This is a genomic window from uncultured Murdochiella sp. (genome assembly GCF_902488755.1).
In the GTDB taxonomy this organism is placed as follows: Bacteria; Bacillota; Clostridia; order Tissierellales; family Peptoniphilaceae; genus Murdochiella.
Map to the genome: position 1 here is coordinate 1 of NZ_CABTXF010000016.1, position 18227 is coordinate 18227.

Below are 18227 nucleotides of genomic sequence, written 5' to 3' on the forward strand. Positions count from 1 at the left end.
ATGAGGCTTACGAGAGGCTTAGAAATAACGTTGGTCGCGTCCAATCGGCCGCCCATGCCAACTTCCAAAACCACCAAATCCACTTCTGCTTCCCGAAAGCAGAGAAACGCCAGCGCCGTTTCCAACTCAAACTGACTGGGCAGATTCGCCCCGTCCTTTTTCATCTCTTCCACTGCTTGTTGAATACGAATCGTTTGGCGAATGATAGCCTCATCTGCAATGGGAACATTATTGATTTGAATGCGCTCATTAAAGCGTTCCAGCGCCGGTGAGGTGTAAAGTCCCACGCGATAACCGGCTTCCATCAGTATGGTCGATAAAAAAGCGGATGTTGACCCCTTTCCATTCGTTCCGGCGACGTGAAGATAGGTCAATTCGTTTTGTGGGTCATCTAAGCGATGTAAGAGATCGCGAACGGTATCTAAACCTAATTTCACACCGAACTTAGCCTGTTGTTCATAAAAGGCAATACTCTCTTCAATGGTCATTTTTACCTCTCTGTTCTCTCTTCTTGTCCCTTCTTCTAAACGTGCGAAAATGCTGATTAGAAGCCGGGAAGAAAACTCATCTGATTGCTCTCGGCAAGATCATTTAACAGACCGTGATCCACAAGCGATTGAAAAGCGCTTCGCGGAATTTTCGTGCGCTCTTTGAAATCGGATCGGGAAAGGAATTCGCCCTCTGCTATCGCCGCTTTGATGGCTTCGGCATTGCTTTCTGATACATCATCCATCGCCGCCAAAGGTGGTAAAACAGCGTCTGCTCCAGCTGTGCGAAATACCGTGGCATCCGAGGTCTCCCGGTCGAGTGCAGCAAAGGACAAACCACGAGCAAACATTTCTTCTATAATTTCCCATAATGCCCACTTACCCCCATCAATCGCCTCTCCTGCTTCTTTTTGAAGCTGTAATTCCTTCATACGAGTTTGGGCTTCTTCCAACGATGAAACAAGAAACGAAGAAGAAAACAGGCTTAAATGTTGCGTAAAATACGTCGCATAAAATGCCGCCGGTTGATGCACCTTAAACCAAGCAATACGATAACTCATCATGACATAGGCCGTGGCGTGCGATTTGGGAAACATGTACTTGATGCGCTGACACGAATCAATGTACCAATCGGGAATGTTATGTTCTTTCATGTGCTCTGCAACGCCTTCAGGCAGTCCCTTTCCTTTTCGTACAGACTCCATGGTTTTGAAGCTCTCCAATTTGTCCATACCCATGTGAATTAAAAAGTTCATGATATCGTCGCGCGTACATATTGCCTTTTTGAGCGTAGTCTTGCCATTACGGATCAGTTCTTCCGCATTATTGAGCCATACATCGGTACCGTGGGAAAGACCGGAGATGCGACAGAGTTCGCCAAAAGTTGTCGGCATGGTCTCTTTCAGCATTCCACGAACGAAAGACGTGCCAAATTCGGGAATGCCCAACGTCCCATCGTTACTGTTGGAATAAGGATGTGCCGCTTTTAGGGATTCTGTAGACCGGAAGAGGGACATGGTCTCGGCATCATCAAAGCGAATGGTAAGCGGATTAATGCCCGTCATTTCCTCCAGTTGACGAATAATGGTCGGGCTGGTATGTCCCAGTTCATCCAATTTGAGCAGGCAATGATCTAAGTTGTTGTAGCTAAAATGCGTCGTGCGCACATCACTTTTCACGTCGTCCGCCGGATACTGGATGGGCGTAACATCCGTAATGTCCATCTGCTTTGGCACAATCATCAGACCGCCTGCATGTTGCCCCGTTGTGCGTTTCGTCCCTTCCATGGTGTGTTGCAAGGCGCGGATACGCGCAGCGGAAAGATGCTTCTCTTCTTCCGGCACATACGGTTGCTCCAGGTATTTCCGAATAAACCCATAGGCTGTTTTTTCCTGAATACCGGAAATCGTTCCGGCACGAAACACTTTTCCTTCTCCAAAAAGCTCTTCGGTATATTTATGAATGGTGGGCATATATACACCGGCAAAATTCAAGTCGATATCCGGTTCTTTATCCCCGTTAAAACCCAAGAACACTTCAAAAGGAATCGTATGTCCGTCGCGATCCATCGGGGTATTGCAGTGCGGACATTTTTTAGGCGGCAAGTCAAAGCCGGACTCTACCGATCCATCTTCAATAAATTCACTGTGTTGACAATGCGGACAAACATAGTGCGGCACTAAAGGATTGACTTCGGTAATATCGGCCATCGTTGCCACAAAGGAACTGCCAACGGAGCCTCGTGAACCGACAAGATAGCCGTCACGGTTCGATTTTTGCACCAAGCGTCTCGCAATCACATAGAGTGAGGAATAGCCGTTGGAAATAATGGAGTTCAATTCCTTTTCCAGTCTTGCTCTAACCAGTTCCGGAAGAGGAGAACCATAGCGTTTTTCTGCATTGGTATACGACGAACTCCTAAGCTCCTCTGCCGCACCTTCCAGTTCCGGCGAATAGGTTTCGGAAGGAATGGGCGCAATCGGTTCAAATGTGTCCGCAAAACGGCGTGGAGCTTGCACGACAATTTCCTCCACCGTTTCCGACGGAAGAAAAGAAAATGCCTTCTTCATCTCATCGGTATTGAGCAAACGGAAGCGTCCGTTTTCATCAAAGTCTATATTGCGTTGATAATTCACCAAGATATTGCGCGCCAGGCGTTCCCCTTCATCCAAATAACTCGGTGTACCAATGGCGATGACCGGCTTATTCTGCGCTATTCCCAGTGCCAATATACGCCGGATAATATCCTGCATGTGCGCTTCATCCGCCACCAGTTCTCGACGCACAGCGCTCGGCGTAAAACATGGCGGCTGCACGACAAATACATCTGCTTCTCGCGTGATGTCTTCAATATAATCTTTCGGCATATCCTCGGCGATCGCCTCAAACAGTTTAGAGCCAATGAAGCCGGAGGCGGTAAGCAGACCTTCTTTCTTTTCCCGTAATACCTTTTCGGGAAGACCGGGACGACCGTAATCAAAATAGTGAATATTAGCGTCGGATATCAGCTCATAAAGATGTTTTAACCCGCTCTGTTTGGGGCAATACACGAGAAGCTCCGACTCACGATGACGAGAAAGCGGATACGTCGAGGGAGTACGGTTGATATCCTCAAGCGAAATGCCTAACTTTTGCCATTCTTTCCAGAGGGTAAGAAAGGCAGCGCCTGTTGCTGTGGCATCATCTATCGCGCGGTGATGATGAAATTGCGGAACATGCAACTCTTTCGTAATGGTGTCCAGTTTATGGTTCTTCAGCTCCGGATGCAAGCAACGCGCAAGCCATAGGGTATCCATCCATACCGGCTGTAGAGGAAGCGCCAAGCGTTTCGCGTTTTCGCGGATAAAACCGACATCAAAACGGGCGTTATGCGCTACCCAAATACTGTCTTTAGCAAAATCCAAAAAGCGCGGAAGAACCTCCTCAATGGTCGAGGCACCCGCAACCATTGCATCTGTGATGGACGTTAACGCGGTAATTCGTTCAGGAATCGATCGTTTGGGATTCACAAAGGCCGAAAATTCCCCAACCTTTTGTCCCCCCTCGTAACGAACGGCGCCGATTTCAATAATCGCCTCGCTATAGCGAGAAAAGCCAGTCGTCTCCAAGTCAAATACCGTAAAGGCCTCCGGATTTTGCGGAAGAGGCACACGATAGGGATTGGACAGAATGTCCAGCTCATCGTCGAGTATTTTCGACTGTACGCCATATAGAACCTTGATCCCCGTCCCCTTCACCGCTTTGGCGATTAATGGATACGCTTGAAGAGAACCTACATCGGTGATTCCTACCGCATCGTGTCCCCAAGCTGTCAGGCGCTTTATCAGGCTATCCGCATCAATCGTTCCTTCCATCATGCTCATTTGGGTATGCACAGCACACTCAATGCGCTTTTCCTCAGCAGGATCTCGCGGAGGAACTTCTTCTTCGACACGCCCGCCATTCGTCAAAAAAAGCAGCTGATTGGCGTACGTATCAAATTGCAATTGACCACGAACGCAAACATAATTTCCTTTTTTAAGAACCGCACGCACACTGTCGGCTTCTTTCTCCTTGGCAAATACCTTCCCACTGAGAGCGCCACCTTCCGTAGAAAAAAGATCATATCGAAAAATGAAACTTCCGGATTTGGTCGGTATTTCTTCTACATTCTGCACCGTCCCCATCGTCATGATTTTGTTATTGCCCTGCGTGACTTCTGCCAAGGCAACAAGATCCTCTTTTTTGGCAAAGCGTCCGAATTGCAAGGAGACTTTCTGTTTGTCCTCCCTCTTTTCTTCGCCTTGCGAAAGACAAATCGGCTCTTCATAAACAGGGCGAATAGAAGGAGTCGGTTTGTCCTCTTCGTGCCAGCATACTTCGACCTGTGTCTTATAGCGTTTTGTTAACGCTTGCGAAATGGCGTTTATCTCCTCCGCAGAGGGCATTTCCCCGACAAAAAGAAAGCGCACCAAAGAAGATGCGGAATCATACTGTACTTCGTGTAAGGGATAGTCCGCAAAACAAGCTTCCGACTCGCCGGAAAGATTCAACAGGGCATAGAGTTGCATGTCAGTTCTCCATCTGTTCGATTTCATCAAGCAACGCATCCAAAAGATGCTCTTCCGGAACCTGCCGAATGACCTTCCCTTTTTTGAAAAGAACGCCGCTACCGTTATTGCCGGCAATGCCGATATCGGCTTCTCTGGCTTCACCGGGGCCATTTACCGGGCAACCCATAATAGCAACGCGCAAATTTTTATGTTGCAAAGCCAACGCTTTTTCCGCTTGAGCTACTAATGTTACCAAATCGATCTTTGTGCGCGCACACGTCGGACAGGAAATCAACTCAACGCCCTCTTTTCGAATGCCAAGCACCTTCAGAATTTCGTTGCCTAATCGTACTTCTTCAACCGGATCGCCGGTTAACGATACACGAATGGTGTCGCCGATTCCGCGAAGCAGAAGCGCACCGATTCCCATAGCGGATTTTACCGTTCCGGTATAAACAGGTCCGGCTTCTGTTACACCAATATGTAGAGGGTAATCGGAAAGGGTCGAAAAAAGTTCATTGGCTTCCACCATGGTACGCACATCGCTCGCCTTAATGGAAACTTTCATCTGATCGTAGCCAAAATCTTCGATACGTCGCACTTCTTCCAAAGCACTGTAGACCAAGGACTCTACGTTCACACCATGATATTTTTCAATCATCTTTTGGTGAACGGAACCCGAATTGACGCCAATGCGAAGGGGAATCTTTTTGGCTTTGCAGGCATCCACCACCATCTTGACTTTCTCATCCTCTCCGATATTGCCCGGATTGATGCGAAGACAGTCACACCCGTACTCTACGGCATAGAGTGCCAGACGATAATCAAATTGAATATCTGCCACAAAAGGAATATGCGTGCGCTCTTTGATGACCGGAATGGCCTTTGCATCTTCGAGAGAATTGATCGCACTGCGCGAAATGGCACAGCCGGCATCTTCAAAGGCTCGTATTTGCGCCACAGTCGCCTCAATATCTTTTGTATCCGTATTGGTCATGGACTGCACACGGATTGGCGCATCGCCGCCAACCGCTACGTTGCCTACGAAAATTTGTTTTGTTTTTACACGCATGTGATTTCCCTTCTGTTGACAACCGTGGCGATTAGCTGTTCGCTTTCGCACAATCTGCAGGCGCACCATAGTTCATTTTGCATTTTTTAACAAACTACAGCAAACGAAGAATATCCTTAAACGAAACAAAAACAATCAAGCCAATAAAGAGGGCAAAACCAGCAATCTTTATGCCGTTTTCGACTTTCATGCTAAGCGGTTTTCCACGGAGCTTCTCGATGACAATGAGCCAAAGCGTAAATCCGTCTAAGGCCGGAATCGGCAAAAGATTAAAAAACGCCAAGTTGAGGGAGATATACCCCGTGAAGAATAAGAGGCGAGAAAAACCTTCTTGCGCTGCCTGTCCAATCATGCTGACCACTCCAATGGGACCAGAAAGTGCATTAAGAGAAAGCGCACCGGTAAACAGGCGCTGCAAAATGGTGAACAGCGAGAAAAAAGTCTCCCACAGCATCGACCAAGCCGCACCAAAAGCACCGAGAAAATCACTCTGTCGCTGCATGGTAATTCCCAACAGTACCTTTCCCTCTTCTTTTTCCGGTTGTACGGTAAAAATTTTCGATTCATTATCGCGGAGAACGCTTACCTGTACCGTCCGAGCATCTTCTCCATGTCGTTTCAGCAAATCGGTTAATTCTTTAGACGATTGCACATTATCTCCGTTAATCGCCGTTATCCGGTCTCCTACCATCATGCCGGCATGCTCAGCAGGCGAATTTTTCGGAAAACTCTCCACTACAGGAATCGTAATGCCCTGCATCCCCAAAAACAACAAAAAGCAAAGATACGCAATCACCAAATTCATCAACGGACCAGCTAAAATGGTGAGAAAACGCTGACCGGGCTTTGCCTTGGAGAAGCTCGCTTCATCATCAGAGGCTTCTTCTTCGCCCTCCATCGCACAATATCCACCGAGCGGAAGCGCACGCAAAGAATACGTGGTTTCCCCTTTTTCTTTTTGCCAAAGCGCAGGTCCCATACCCACAGAAAACTCCAGCACGCGAATGCCTACCCATTTAGCAACCGAAAAATGGCCCAACTCATGAAAGACAATCACGATTAAAAATACCAATAAGGCAAGGATAATCGTCATAGTAACTCCTCAAAATCTCGTAACAAAACGCATCATCAGCCAAACTGTCGGCAAGGCAAACTGGACGGAATCAAAGCGATCCATAATGCCGCCATGCGCTTTTAGCAGCGTTCCAAAATCTTTAATGTTCATCTTTCGCTTCAATCGTGAGGCGAATAAGTCCCCCAATTGCGCAGATAACGAACCAACTGCAGCAATAAACACCAATTGTTGTATCGACAGAGCCGTAAAAAAGAGTGGACGGAAAAGAAGCGCCAGCGCAACCGCGCCCAATAAGCCTCCCACTGCCCCTTCTCTTGTTTTCTTCGGGCTAATGGAAGTTAACGGCGTCTTTCCAAAGCAAAATCCGCTGAAATACGCCATCGTATCGGTTCCCCAGGAAACGCAGATCACCAAAAGCAGACCATAGGGCATATTGGCAGGGAATAGCAGGGCAAAGGCGCTGAAAAAAGAGATGTATATCACCACAAAAAGGGTGAGGAACAAATCCTCAAATTCACGATACGGATGCACTACCGATAAAACAAAAAGGTACATAAAAAAAGCAACCGATCCGGCAACTAATAGTTCCGGCATACGCAAAAAGGCAAAGAGCTGAAAAAACGCATTCCCTATGACAGTGATCAATCGATTGCGTCCTTTGTTTTCAGGATCTAAGCAGGAAAAAAGCTCCAATATTTCCAGTGAACTGAGCAACAGTACAAAGACAAAAAGCAATTCATTCAATCGGGACAGAATGACCACTAAAGTGATCAACATAAGAATTGCACCGATGACAAATCGTTCTCTCAAGGTTTTCATCAAACACCTCCGAACCGTCTGTTGCGCGCAGCAAACCAACGAATCGCTTCATCCAAATCTTCCGGATGGAAATCCGGCCAAAGCGTATCCGTAAAATAGAATTCCGTATAAGCAAGCTGCCAAAGCATAAAATTCGACAGGCGCTTTTCCCCTCCCGTGCGAATCAACAAATCTACCGGGGGAAGTCCGGCAGTATCAAGATGGCTGTCAATCGCCTCCGCATCCAGCGCATCCACTGAAACGCCTTCAGCAATAGCGCGGCGTGCAGCACGAGCAATTTCATCTCGACCGCCGTAATTTAATCCGATGTTTACGATGACTCCCTCATTGTTTTCCGTTTGCTTTAACGCCATCTGTACACTCTGTCTTGTAGCAAAGGGAAGACGGCTGATATCTCCCATGACCCTCAAGCGAACATGACGCTGCATGAACTCATCGATATACACCTGAAAGAGACGAATCAAAAGGCGCATGAGTGCGCCCACCTCTTGATCCGATCGCTTCCAGTTTTCCGTTGAAAAGACATAAAGGCTCAATACCTCAATGCCCACTTCCTGCGCATAACGCAGAATTTTTACAATATTTTCCGCGCCGGCTTCGTGCCCTGCACTGCGTTCTTTGCCACGAGCGGTCGCCCATCTTCCATTTCCGTCCAGAATGATGGCGATATGTTTTGGCTTTTGCGCCATGCTTTTTCCCTTCTTTAAGGCGGATCAACCGCCGTTGAAAAAGACTAAATTTCCATCAATTCTTTTTCTTTTTCTTTGCCGATCTCATCCAACTCTTTAATGAACTGATCCGTTAACTTTTGCAGATCCTGCTCTTCGGTATGACGATCATCTTCGGAAAACTCTTTTTCCTTCTCTGCTTTTGCAATAGCTTCCATGCCATCACGACGAATGTTGCGTACTGCAACACGCGCCAACTCCAGACGCTTGTTCATTTCTTTAACCAGTTCCTTACGGCGCTCTTCCGTCAACGGCGGGAAGGGCAAACGAATGAGCTTTCCGTCATTGCTGGGGGTTATGCCAATATCCGATGCCAAAATCGCCTTTTCAATGAGCGGAATATTCTTACTGTCCCAAGGTTGAATGGTAATCATACGCGCTTCGGGAACGGTAATGGTCGCCGCATGGGCAATCGGTGTCTGTGCCCCGTAATATTCAAAGGTAATATCATCCAAAATCTTCGGATTGGCGCGCCCGGCACGAATCTTAGCTAAATCTTCGCGGAAAGATACGATCGCCTTTTCCATATCTTTTTTATATTCGTTCTGCTGATACATGTTTTTCTCCTTATCTCATCCGGTTATAATCGTGCCAATCGGTTCGCCTTTTGCTACCCGAACCATGTTTTCCGGCTCATCGATGCCGAATACAATAATAGGCATTTCATTTTCCATCGCCAGAGACGTAGCGGTTGAATCCATAACCGCAAGACGTCGCTGTAAAACCTCATCATAGGTCAGACGGTCAAATTTGACGGCATCTGAAAAGCGATTGGGGTCTTTGTCGTAAACGCCATCCGTTCCTTTTTTGCCGATTAAGATGCAATCTGCATCAATCTCGCAAGCGCGCAGGGCAGCAGTGGTGTCCGTGGAAAAATACGGTAGACCGGTGCCCGCTCCGAAGATGACAATTCGTCCCTTTTCAATATGACGCATGGCTCGGCGCCGAATATACGGTTCAGCAATTTCCTGCATCTGAATTGCCGTCTGCACACGCGTCTCGACGCCAATGGCTTCGAGAGCGGCTTGTACACGCAAGGCATTTATCACCGTACCAAGCATTCCCATGTGATCGGATTGCGCGCGTTCAATGGAACCAGAACTGCGTCCGCGCCAGAAATTTCCGCCGCCAACAACGATGGCAATCTCAAAGCCAAGGTCATGCACGCCTTTTATGGCGGCACAGATGCGATCCACCGTAGCATCGTCAAGACCATTGCGTGCGTCTCCGGCAAGAGCTTCCCCGCTTAGCTTTAATACGATCCTCTTGTAATTCAGCATAGTCACCTCCGTCTGCTTACAATTTTACATGGGATGAGAACGTTTTTCAAATCTCTCTGCGCATAAAAAAAGAGCGAAGAGAAAACTCTCTTCGCTCCTCAGTAAATGCCTTACATACCGGCTTGTTTCGCTACTTCTTCCGCGAAATTGTCCTGTCTCTTCTCTAAGCCTTCGCCGACTTCATAGCGGATGAAACGACGAACCACGATGTTTTCGCCGATCTTGCTCACTAATGCTTGGCGAACCTGCTCCACCGTTTTATCGGTCTGGAGAATGTGCTTCATATCCATGAGGCAAATCTCTTCAAAGAATTTATTCATGCGGCCTTCAACTTTTTTCTCCGCCACAAACTTTTTCTTATCTTCCGGCATATTGGCAGGACTTTCATTCATTGCCTGCTGAACCAGTATTTCGCGTTCATGCGCCACTTCTTCTTCGGGTACATCTTCGCGACGAACATATTTCGGATTCATCGATGCAACCTGCATACAGACGTATTTCACAAATTCCTGGAAATCAGCGTTCTTCGCCGCAAAATCCGTTTCGGTGTTGACTTCTGCCAATACGCCGATACGTCCCTGATGCACATAGGAACCGATCGTGCCTTCGGCAGCAATGCGATTGCTCTTTTTCAGCGACTTGGCTTCACCTCTCTCACGCAGGATGTCAATCGCCTTTTCTTTATTTCCTTCTGCTTCCTGCAAGGCTTTTTTGGCTTCCATCATTCCTACGCCGGTTAAGTCGCGTAATTCCTTTACTTGTGCTGCTTTGATTTCCATGACTCCCCCTTATTCCTGCTCTTCGGCTTCTTCAACGGTCTCCGACTCGTTCTCGGTTACTTCCGTTGCTTCTTCTGAAACCGTCGTCTCGTTTTTATCCTGTTCATCTTCCATCTGCTCGCCCTGACGACCTTCGATAACCGCTTCCGCCATGACCGAGGTAATCAATTTGACCGAGCGAATCGCATCGTCATTTCCGGGAATGGGATAATCCACCTCGTCCGGGTCGGCATTGGTATCCAAAATAGCAACGACCGGAATATGCAGTTTCTTTGCTTCATTGATAGCAATGGCTTCCTTCTTGGGATCTACAACATAGAGAAGATCCGGCAGACCGTTCATGTCTTTAATTCCGCCGAGGAAGCGATCTAAGCGCTCCGCTTCATGCTGCAGCTGCGCAACTTCCTTTTTCAGCAGCAAATCAAAGGTGCCGTCTTCTGCCATGCTGTTCAATTTCTCTAAGCGCTCAATGCTCTTCTTAATGGTCTGGTAATTGGTAAGCATACCACCCAGCCAGCGCTGATTTACGTAATACATGTTGGCGCGTTTCGCCTGTTCTTCGACGGTGTCCTGCGCCTGTTTTTTCGTACCGACAAAAAGAATCTTTCCACCGTCGGCGGCAACTTCACGTACTTTATCGTAGGCTTCTTCAATAAGCCCTACCGTTTTGGATAAATCGATAATATGAATTCCATTGCGTTCCGTAAAAATATACGGCTTCATTTTCGGGTTCCAACGGCGTGTCTGATGACCGAAATGAACCCCTGCTTCCAACAAGCTTTTCATGGTTACTACTGACATACATTCCTCCTGTGTTTTTCCTCCGCCGATCTCAAATCCTGTGCGACCAATTTCTTGGCACACCGCACACAGATATTCCCTCGGCGTGTGACATTCCGATCAAGTATACAATATTGCCGTCTTCTTCGCAACGCTAAAGGCGTAAAAAGGTGCGTTTTCACCGTTATGCATGGTTGGGGCATTTTTCATTGTGACAATAAATGCGATCCTCATGACGATTCTTACGATGTAAAAGAAGATCACCGCAGATCGGGCACTTTTCCCCTGTCGGCGGATCCCAGGTGGCATAGTCGCACGATGGATATTGATTACAACTGTAAAAAACTTTCCCCCGTTTCGATATTTTCTCGACCAATTCCCCTTTTCCGCATTGCGGACAGGAAACGCCGGTGGTTTTCACAATACTCTTGGTAAACGTGCAGCTTGGAAAATTGGAACAGCCAATAAAATCCCCGTTTCTGCCATGTTTTATGATCAGCTTGCCGCCACACTCCGGACAAATCTCGCCCGTCTCTTCCACCGGCAATTTGTACCCGGTGTCATCTTCTTTTGCCTTTCGGAGATCTTTGGAAAAAACGGCATAGAACTCACCCATCAACGCGCGCCAGTCCACGTCTCCACCTGCTATGGCATCCAATCGTTCCTCCATCGTAGAGGTAAAGCCCTCGTTTATAATCTCGTTAAAATTCGCTTCGAGAAAAGCGTTGACTTTCTCTCCCAACGGTGTCGGTTGAAATTGTTTCTTTTCCATTTCTACATAGCCACGTGAAAGAATGGATTTAATGATGGCGGAATAGGTGCTTGGCCGACCGATGCCGTTCTTTTCAAGGGTTTGTACCAAGGAAGCCTCGGTATAGCGCGCCGGTGGCTGCGTAAAATGCTGTTGTTTTTCAATGCGCTTCGCCTCTACTTCCGCTCCTTCACACAGTTGCGGAAGCTGCACCTCTTTTGTGTTCACCGGCCAGACGGCCTGAAACCCTTCAAATTGCGGCTCGATTCCATTTACGCGAAAGAGATATTCTCCGGAAGAAAGATCTACCGTTGTCGACAAAAAAACAGCCGAAGCCATTTGAGAGGCAACCGCGCGGCGCCAAATGAGGTCATAGAGGCGAAATTGATCATTTGTAAGATCATCGTGTATGACTTGAGGAGCAAGCGTAACAGAAGCGGGACGAACCGCTTCATGCGCATCCTGTGCTTTGCGGTTCCCCCCATAAAGGATGCCCTTAGTTGCATATTTTTCACCGTAATTTTTGGTGACATACTCTTTTGTCTGTTCCACAAAACTATCTGCCAGTCTGGTCGAATCGGTACGCATATACGTTATTAAGCCGACTTGTCCCATACCATGAAGGGAAATGCCTTCATAGAGCTGCTGGGCAATCATCATGGTCTTCGAGGTCGAAAAACCGAGACGGCGATTCGCTTCTTGTTGCAGCGTGGAGGTTGTAAAAGGTGCGTAGGGCTTTTTGTTCCGCTTGCGCTTACTAACTTTGGTAACGACAAAAGGCGAAGATAAAGAGGAAATAAGCGCATCTGTAGACGCTTCATCTGCAAGCGAAATCTTATGGATTTTTCCGCCTTGCTTTTTCCCAACCAACTCCGAGGAAAAGGCAATGCGTTCCTCACGATGATGCGCATGAACGCTCCAGTACTCTTTAGGAACAAAGGCTCGAATTTCTCGCTCGCGGTCGACAATGAGCTTTAACGCAACAGATTGCACACGCCCTGCAGACAGCCCACCCTGTACTTTTTTCCAAAGTATGGGGGAAATCTGATACCCTACAATACGATCCATAATACGGCGCGCCTGCTGCGAATTTACTAAATCCATATCAATCGTACGTGGATGTGCCATGCCCTCTTTTACACCTTGCGGCGTAATTTCATGGAAACTCACGCGATTGGCATTTTCCGGATCTAAATCCAACAGCTGTGCCAAATGCCAAGAAATCGCTTCTCCTTCACGATCGGGGTCCGTCGCCAAATAGATATTGTCCGCCTTTTTGCTTTCTCGTTTTAATTCATTAATCGTGGAAGCCTTTCCGCGCACATTAATATATTTGGGTTCAAATTGATTCTCGATATCTACGCCAAACTGACTTTTCGGTAAATCGCGAAGATGGCCTTTGGAAGCCAGCACTTTATAATTTTTGCCGAGTATTTTGGAAATCGTCTTGGTTTTCGTCGGCGACTCGACAATGATTAGATTCTTGGTCATGTCAACCCTTCCTGCTATTGTGTTGCAAATTTCCCGTCGCTACGGCGACAGATTTTTCCTTTCATCTCCAATGCTGTTAAGCACATCCAGAGATCCGATACCGTAAGCGGAACCATACGCGAAAGCTCATCCGCTCCGCACGGTGCCAGTCGAAGCCTATCATATATAGCGCCTTCCATCGCTGTCAATGCCTCTTTGACCTTTTTCGCTTCGCTCAAGGGTTTTGGCTTCCAGTCATAAGCACTTATAATATCGTCGATGCCGGTCACCAGCGTTGCGCCGCGACGAATCTGTTCATTTGTTCCTTCGCTCAGCTTTTGCTGAATATTTCCCGGTACACAAAATACGTTTTTTCCCTGCTCCGAAGCGCAATTGACGGTAATCATCGTTCCGGATCGACGATTGGCTTCGATAACAAGAACACCGTCAGAAAGACCGGAGATCAGGCGATTTCGCTGCACAAAATGATAGGGAAGCGCACCTTCTCCGGGAGGATACTCAGAAAGTAGGCAGCCATTTTGAATGATTTTCTCCGCGAGACTTCGGTGCGAAGCCGGATAAACCGTATCAATGCCATTTCCCAAAACCGCTACCGTCGGAAACGAAGCCTGTAAAGCGGCGCGATGAGCAAGACTGTCAATCCCGTATGCCAAGCCGGAAATAACCACGATGCCGTTTCTTGCCAATCCGCCGGCAAAAAGGTTGGTGCAGGTAATCCCGTATGCACTCGGCTTTCGACTGCCGATTATAGCCAGACTAAATCCGGTTAACACCGAACAATCGCCTCGTCCGAAAAGCACATACGGAACCGGTTCTACATCACGGAGTTTATCAGGATAGGCATCATCAAAAAGCGTCAGTGCCCAAAAGCCCTTCGATTCTAATTCATGCCAGCGTTTCATCTGAACCGTCTCTTCGGGATGCGTGAGAATAATGTCCTTTCGATACGTCTTCCCGCTTTTTCGTTCCAAGAATTCCGCGCCAGAAAGAAAAGCGCTGATTTGTGAAGAAGATAGTCCGCATAACGCCATATATAACAACTGCGTACGTGTGATGGAAATAGCGCGCTTTTTCATCGCTTCCATCGCCGCTACACCGTCCATGGTTCCCCCTCCAAGGTAAAGGCATTATGCAGAAGATGAATCTTTCCCCGGTCTAAGTAGACTTCGGCGATATCAAAAAGATAATATGCGTATGGTAAATACGAATGACAAAATAAATAGTATAACGCCGTCCGGCGAAGACGATGCCTTTTTCGAGCGCAAACCGCTTCCTGAGGAGCCGCATAGCGAACGTCGCTTCTCGCTTTGACTTCAATAAAATGAAGCGTACCGTCTTTTGCGGCAATCAGGTCAATTTCACCTTGGCGACTGCGAAAGTTGCGTTGCAAAATGGTGTAACCCAGTGCGACATAGAGACGCGCGACTGCTTCTTCCGCTTCTCTGCCGAGACAATACGCAGAAGAGGGATCTGTATCTCTACCGGTTTTCGTATAACAATCAGAAGTTGTCCTTTTCGTCCGAGTTGAATGCTGAGGTGACATGGGACAACGATAAATGCGCCTCGTTGTTTTTTTCATACCGATCCTTTCCATGTAGAAAGCTCCGGCGATGAATGGGCAAAACACCAAAACGGCGTATGGCGGCATAATGCGCCTTCGTTCCATATCCCTTATGCGCAGCAAAGCCGTACTCGGGATATTGGGCATCGTAGGCACACATCATGCGGTCCCGCATCACTTTGGCAATAATGGAAGCACAGCTGATGGCATAGATACGGTCATCGCCATGCACAATGCTGATCTGTTCCACGTCGGTATCGATATGCTCCGCATCGACGAGAACCAAATCCGGCACGACGCATTGTCCCTCTTTCGACTTTAGGGATAATAGTGCCTCACGCATCGCCTGCAAGGTGGCTTGACGAATGTTGATTTCATCAATCACTCGTTCATCACTTTGTCCGATTCCCCAAGCAATGCAGTGTTCTAAAATAACATCAAAAAGCTGTTCTCTCTTTTTTTCGGACAGCTTTTTGGAATCACGAACACCATCGATTTTTTCCCCGTGCGGCATGATTATAGCACAGGCAACCACGGGTCCCGCCAGCGGTCCCCGTCCCACTTCATCGATTCCGCATACCAAGTTCGTTTCACCGATTCGCACTTGAAGCGCCGCTAATTCCTCTTCTGTCCACGTGTCTCTCATTCGTCAATCCTCATTCTTTTCCGTAAGTAATGCTTTTTCCAATGTAAGACGACCAAAACGAAGCTTACGAAAATCATCCAAAAGAATAGCGGCCGTTCGTGTATAATCCGTTTCTCCCCCGCGCAAAAGAGAACCCGTATAGCGTGCAATCGCCTCCATGATCACAAGCGTCTCTCCGGAACAATCGGCTTGCGACAAAGAATAGCGAGAAGCTACTGCTTCCGGGGCTTGTTCTTGCAATAAAGTAAGAAGCGCATAGCCGATATCCTGCAAAGGAAGAATATCGTCCCGAATCGCTCCCGTGAAAGCGAGATAAAGCGCCTGTCGTTCCATGAGCTTTTTGGGCAAAATGCCCGGAGTATCCAATAGCAGTAGGTCCGCATCGGTCTTTATCCATTGCTGACTTTTTGTAAAACCGGGACGATCTCCCACCGCTGCTGAACGCCTTCCGCTCATGGCATTGATAAATGTCGATTTTCCGGAATTGGGAATCCCATAAACCATCATTCGAATTTCACGATTAATGCGCGATTGTTCTCTTCGTTTGTTTTGTTCTTCGGAAAGCAAATCGGCTGCGTAGGAATATAGCTCTTTTGCAGGGCGTTCATGCAAGGTATTGACGGCAATAGCGGTCTGCCCTTTTTGTCGAAGGACGCGGATCCATTTTTCCGTCTCTACGGGATCTGCCATATCTTTTTTATTCAGAATGACGATCCGTTTCTTTTTTGCTGTAAGCCGCCGCAGTTCCTCATTTGTGCTGGATAACGGAATGCGCGCATCACGGATTTCGCAGCATAGATCCACCAGAGAAAGCCTCCTCTGTATTTCATCAGTGGCTTTTTTCATGTGACCGGGAAACCAGTTTATGCTCATAACACCTCCAAAAAAAGCTCGCCGAGTCGTAACGACCGGCGAGCCTGATAACGATTAATAGTTGGTCTTTTCTTTGACCTTCGCCGCTTTACCTACGCGGCTGCGCAGGTAGTTGAGTTTTGCGCGACGAACCTTACCTTTGCGGGTAACTTCAATTTTCTCTACGCGCGGAGAATGTACTAAGAACACACGCTCTACGCCAACACCGTAGCTCAAACGACGAACCGTAAAGGTTTCGTTCGTGCTTCCGCCTTCACGCTGAATTACGGTACCTTCAAAAACCTGAATACGCTCGCGGCTGCCTTCTTTAATGCGATAATGTACGCGCACCGTATCACCGACACGAAATGCCGGCAAATCCGTTTTCGCCTGTGCCTGTTCCAGTTGTTTAATGTAATCCATCGATTCCTCCTTCATCCCCGAATTTACGAAGATAGCGTTCGTATAAATCCGGTCGTTTCCGTTTCGTATTGTCCAACGCATTTCTCATTCGCCAAGCAGCAATCGCTTGGTGATTTCCGCTAAGCAGAACGTCTGGCACTTCGTGCCCGTGAAAGTTTCGCGGTTTGGTATATTCATCATATTGCAGCAGAAGATGAGCATGGGAGTCGCTTGCGGCACTCTCCGGATTGCCGAGGACATTATCCACCCAGCGCACCACCGTGTCCACTAAGACCATGGCAGGAAGTTCTCCACCGGTTAAAACATAATCGCCGATGGAAATCTCTTCATCCACGTAATGGTGGGTAATGCGAGCATCAATTCCTTCGTAATGACCGCAGAGAAGAACGAGATGTTCATATTGCGCAAGTTCGCACGCTTTATTCTGCGTAAGAACGCTTCCTTGCGGACTTAAAAAGACCACATGGGCTTTCGGTGTTCGTACCGCCTCCAGCGCATCATAGAGAACATCCGGTTTCATCAGCATTCCCGCAGCACCTCCGAAGACGGTGTCATCCACGCTTTTATGCCGATCTTTCGCATACTCGCGAATCTGATGCGCCTGCAAAGAAAGAATACCGCTGTCAAGCGCCCTGCCAATGACACCAAAGGAATGCAGAATTGAAAAAAGCTCCGGAAAAAGTGTTAAAATGTCGATCTTCATTCCATGCCCTCAATCAACGTCACCTGCATCCGCTTATTCTTTACATCCACCTGGCGAATAAACGACTTTACCGCAGGAAGAAGAATATCCTTCCCCTCTTCCGTTTGAATCCGATAGAGATCCTGTGCCGGATTTTCCACTACCTCCTGAAGCGTTCCCAAGAGAGAACCATCTGCGCGAAAAACTTGTATCCCCAAAAGATCCTTGACGTAATAGTGATCTTTTTTCGGTGTAGGAAGACGCTCTTCGTTCACAAGAAGGGTCTCGCCTACCAACTCTTGCGCTTCTTCTGCTGAGGCAATCTCCGCAAATTGAAGGTAACCAAAATGGTCTTGTACGCGGTACCGTGTAACGGTTAGTTCCCTGCCGGACGCGCACATCACTTTGCACCCTTGCGGAAAACGATCCGGACGTCCATCTGCCATGCGAACCTTGATTTCGCCCTTTAAGCCGCGTATGCGCAGCACTTCTGCCAGGACGATTCGTCCGTTACTCATGAATCAATATCCAGATTAACTTTGACGTTTTCTTTGATGGCGCAGGCCTTAAGCACCTGACGCATGGAATTGGCGATGCGCCCCTGCTTTCCAATCACCTTTCCCATATCATCGGGATGCACATGCAACGAAAGCGTAACAATTCCGTCGTTTTCTTCCTCCCGAATGGAGATCTCTTCCGGGTGATCCACCAGCCCATTCGCCATAGAAAATAGAAGCTCTTTCATCTTAAGCCTCGGTCGCTTCATCTT

At 47.8% G+C, this 18227-nt stretch carries 19 protein-coding genes; all 19 read right to left on the bottom strand.

Annotation, left to right across the window (positions count from 1 at the left end; translation table 11 throughout):
- Window positions 1-488, bottom strand: a 488-nt coding sequence (locus RDL68_RS02960; RefSeq protein WP_374042585.1) for a folylpolyglutamate synthase/dihydrofolate synthase family protein, incomplete at its 3' end; no start/stop codon positions are given.
- Between the two features lie 56 nt (window positions 489-544).
- A complete protein-coding gene (locus RDL68_RS02965; protein WP_308540186.1) occupies window positions 545-4537 on the bottom strand; it encodes a PolC-type DNA polymerase III in 3993 nt (1330 codons plus the stop codon).
- Between the two features lies 1 nt (window position 4538).
- Window positions 4539-5660, bottom strand: coding sequence for a flavodoxin-dependent (E)-4-hydroxy-3-methylbut-2-enyl-diphosphate synthase (gene ispG, locus RDL68_RS02970; protein ID WP_308540187.1), 1122 nt, complete (start codon window positions 5658-5660; stop codon window positions 4539-4541).
- Window positions 5661-5685: 25 nt separating this feature from the next.
- Window positions 5686-6684 (bottom strand): RIP metalloprotease RseP, encoded by a 999-nt coding sequence (rseP, locus tag RDL68_RS02975; RefSeq protein ID WP_308540188.1) that lies wholly within the window; start codon window positions 6682-6684, stop codon window positions 5686-5688.
- A 9-nt stretch (window positions 6685-6693) separates the two neighbouring features.
- Window positions 6694-7485 (bottom strand): phosphatidate cytidylyltransferase, encoded by a 792-nt coding sequence (locus RDL68_RS02980; RefSeq protein WP_308540189.1) that lies wholly within the window; start codon window positions 7483-7485, stop codon window positions 6694-6696.
- Window positions 7485-8174, bottom strand: coding sequence for a polyprenyl diphosphate synthase (gene uppS / locus RDL68_RS02985; protein WP_308540190.1), 690 nt, complete (start codon window positions 8172-8174; stop codon window positions 7485-7487). The genes RDL68_RS02980 and uppS overlap by 1 nt, the downstream gene beginning before the upstream one ends.
- A 44-nt stretch (window positions 8175-8218) precedes the next feature.
- The gene (frr, locus tag RDL68_RS02990) at window positions 8219-8770 is read right to left on the bottom strand and encodes a ribosome recycling factor (protein WP_308540191.1); all 552 of its coding nucleotides are present in this window, start codon (window positions 8768-8770) and stop codon (window positions 8219-8221) included.
- A gap of 15 nt (window positions 8771-8785) precedes the next feature.
- Window positions 8786-9493: a UMP kinase gene (pyrH, locus tag RDL68_RS02995; protein WP_308540192.1), complete on the bottom strand. Its 708-nt coding sequence runs from the start codon at window positions 9491-9493 to the stop codon at window positions 8786-8788.
- 110 nt (window positions 9494-9603) lie between these two features.
- Complete coding sequence (gene tsf / locus RDL68_RS03000; protein ID WP_308540193.1) at window positions 9604-10272, bottom strand: translation elongation factor Ts; 669 nt, start codon at window positions 10270-10272, stop codon at window positions 9604-9606.
- A gap of 9 nt (window positions 10273-10281) precedes the next feature.
- Window positions 10282-11073: a 30S ribosomal protein S2 gene (rpsB, locus tag RDL68_RS03005; RefSeq protein WP_308540194.1), complete on the bottom strand. Its 792-nt coding sequence runs from the start codon at window positions 11071-11073 to the stop codon at window positions 10282-10284.
- Between the two features lie 163 nt (window positions 11074-11236).
- Complete coding sequence (gene topA / locus RDL68_RS03010) at window positions 11237-13294, bottom strand: type I DNA topoisomerase (protein ID WP_308540195.1); 2058 nt, start codon at window positions 13292-13294, stop codon at window positions 11237-11239.
- A 14-nt stretch (window positions 13295-13308) separates the two neighbouring features.
- Window positions 13309-14397 carry a DNA-processing protein DprA gene (gene dprA / locus RDL68_RS03015; RefSeq protein ID WP_308540196.1) on the bottom strand — a complete coding sequence of 363 codons (1089 nt, stop codon included), beginning with the start codon at window positions 14395-14397 and terminating at the stop codon, window positions 13309-13311.
- Entirely contained in the window at window positions 14385-14837 is a 453-nt protein-coding gene (locus RDL68_RS03020) for a YraN family protein (protein WP_308540197.1), read from the bottom strand. The genes dprA and RDL68_RS03020 overlap by 13 nt, the downstream gene beginning before the upstream one ends.
- Window positions 14794-15501, bottom strand: a complete 708-nt coding sequence (locus RDL68_RS03025; RefSeq protein WP_308540198.1) for a ribonuclease HII — start codon at window positions 15499-15501, stop codon at window positions 14794-14796. Before RDL68_RS03025 ends, RDL68_RS03020 begins: the two co-directional genes overlap by 44 nt.
- A 3-nt stretch (window positions 15502-15504) precedes the next feature.
- Window positions 15505-16374 carry a ribosome biogenesis GTPase YlqF gene (gene ylqF, locus RDL68_RS03030; protein WP_308540199.1) on the bottom strand — a complete coding sequence of 290 codons (870 nt, stop codon included), beginning with the start codon at window positions 16372-16374 and terminating at the stop codon, window positions 15505-15507.
- Between the two features lie 54 nt (window positions 16375-16428).
- Complete coding sequence (rplS, locus tag RDL68_RS03035) at window positions 16429-16776, bottom strand: 50S ribosomal protein L19 (RefSeq protein WP_308540200.1); 348 nt, start codon at window positions 16774-16776, stop codon at window positions 16429-16431.
- Window positions 16763-17479, bottom strand: a complete 717-nt coding sequence (gene trmD / locus RDL68_RS03040) for a tRNA (guanosine(37)-N1)-methyltransferase TrmD (protein ID WP_308540201.1) — start codon at window positions 17477-17479, stop codon at window positions 16763-16765. The genes rplS and trmD overlap by 14 nt, the downstream gene beginning before the upstream one ends.
- Window positions 17476-17976, bottom strand: a complete 501-nt coding sequence (rimM, locus tag RDL68_RS03045) for a ribosome maturation factor RimM (RefSeq protein ID WP_308540202.1) — start codon at window positions 17974-17976, stop codon at window positions 17476-17478. The genes trmD and rimM overlap by 4 nt, the downstream gene beginning before the upstream one ends.
- Window positions 17973-18224, bottom strand: coding sequence for a KH domain-containing protein (locus tag RDL68_RS03050; RefSeq protein ID WP_308540203.1), 252 nt, complete (start codon window positions 18222-18224; stop codon window positions 17973-17975). The genes rimM and RDL68_RS03050 overlap by 4 nt, the downstream gene beginning before the upstream one ends.
- Window positions 18225-18227: the final 3 nt, after the last annotated feature.

Bases quoted from the DNA above. Each gene is read 5' to 3' on its own strand.
- uppS (WP_308540190.1), bottom strand. From the start codon at position 8,174: ATGGCGCAAAAGCCAAAACATATCGCCATCATTCTGGACGGAAATGGA.
- rpsB (WP_308540194.1), bottom strand. From the start codon at position 11,073: ATGTCAGTAGTAACCATGAAAAGCTTGTTGGAAGCAGGGGTTCATTTC.
- RDL68_RS02965 (WP_308540186.1), bottom strand. From the start codon at position 4,537: ATGCAACTCTATGCCCTGTTGAATCTTTCCGGCGAGTCGGAAGCTTGT.
- frr (WP_308540191.1), bottom strand. From the start codon at position 8,770: ATGTATCAGCAGAACGAATATAAAAAAGATATGGAAAAGGCGATCGTA.
- RDL68_RS03050 (WP_308540203.1), bottom strand. From the start codon at position 18,224: ATGAAGCGACCGAGGCTTAAGATGAAAGAGCTTCTATTTTCTATGGCG.
- RDL68_RS03020 (WP_308540197.1), bottom strand. From the start codon at position 14,837: ATGTCACCTCAGCATTCAACTCGGACGAAAAGGACAACTTCTGATTGT.
- rseP (WP_308540188.1), bottom strand. From the start codon at position 6,684: ATGACGATTATCCTTGCCTTATTGGTATTTTTAATCGTGATTGTCTTT.
- dprA (WP_308540196.1), bottom strand. From the start codon at position 14,397: ATGGACGGTGTAGCGGCGATGGAAGCGATGAAAAAGCGCGCTATTTCC.
- rimM (WP_308540202.1), bottom strand. From the start codon at position 17,976: ATGAGTAACGGACGAATCGTCCTGGCAGAAGTGCTGCGCATACGCGGC.
- RDL68_RS03025 (WP_308540198.1), bottom strand. From the start codon at position 15,501: ATGAGAGACACGTGGACAGAAGAGGAATTAGCGGCGCTTCAAGTGCGA.
- tsf (WP_308540193.1), bottom strand. From the start codon at position 10,272: ATGGAAATCAAAGCAGCACAAGTAAAGGAATTACGCGACTTAACCGGC.
- topA (WP_308540195.1), bottom strand. From the start codon at position 13,294: ATGACCAAGAATCTAATCATTGTCGAGTCGCCGACGAAAACCAAGACG.
- rplS (WP_308540200.1), bottom strand. From the start codon at position 16,776: ATGGATTACATTAAACAACTGGAACAGGCACAGGCGAAAACGGATTTG.
- ylqF (WP_308540199.1), bottom strand. From the start codon at position 16,374: ATGAGCATAAACTGGTTTCCCGGTCACATGAAAAAAGCCACTGATGAA.
- trmD (WP_308540201.1), bottom strand. From the start codon at position 17,479: ATGAAGATCGACATTTTAACACTTTTTCCGGAGCTTTTTTCAATTCTG.
- ispG (WP_308540187.1), bottom strand. From the start codon at position 5,660: ATGGTGCGCCTGCAGATTGTGCGAAAGCGAACAGCTAATCGCCACGGT.
- RDL68_RS02980 (WP_308540189.1), bottom strand. From the start codon at position 7,485: ATGAAAACCTTGAGAGAACGATTTGTCATCGGTGCAATTCTTATGTTG.
- pyrH (WP_308540192.1), bottom strand. From the start codon at position 9,493: ATGCTGAATTACAAGAGGATCGTATTAAAGCTAAGCGGGGAAGCTCTT.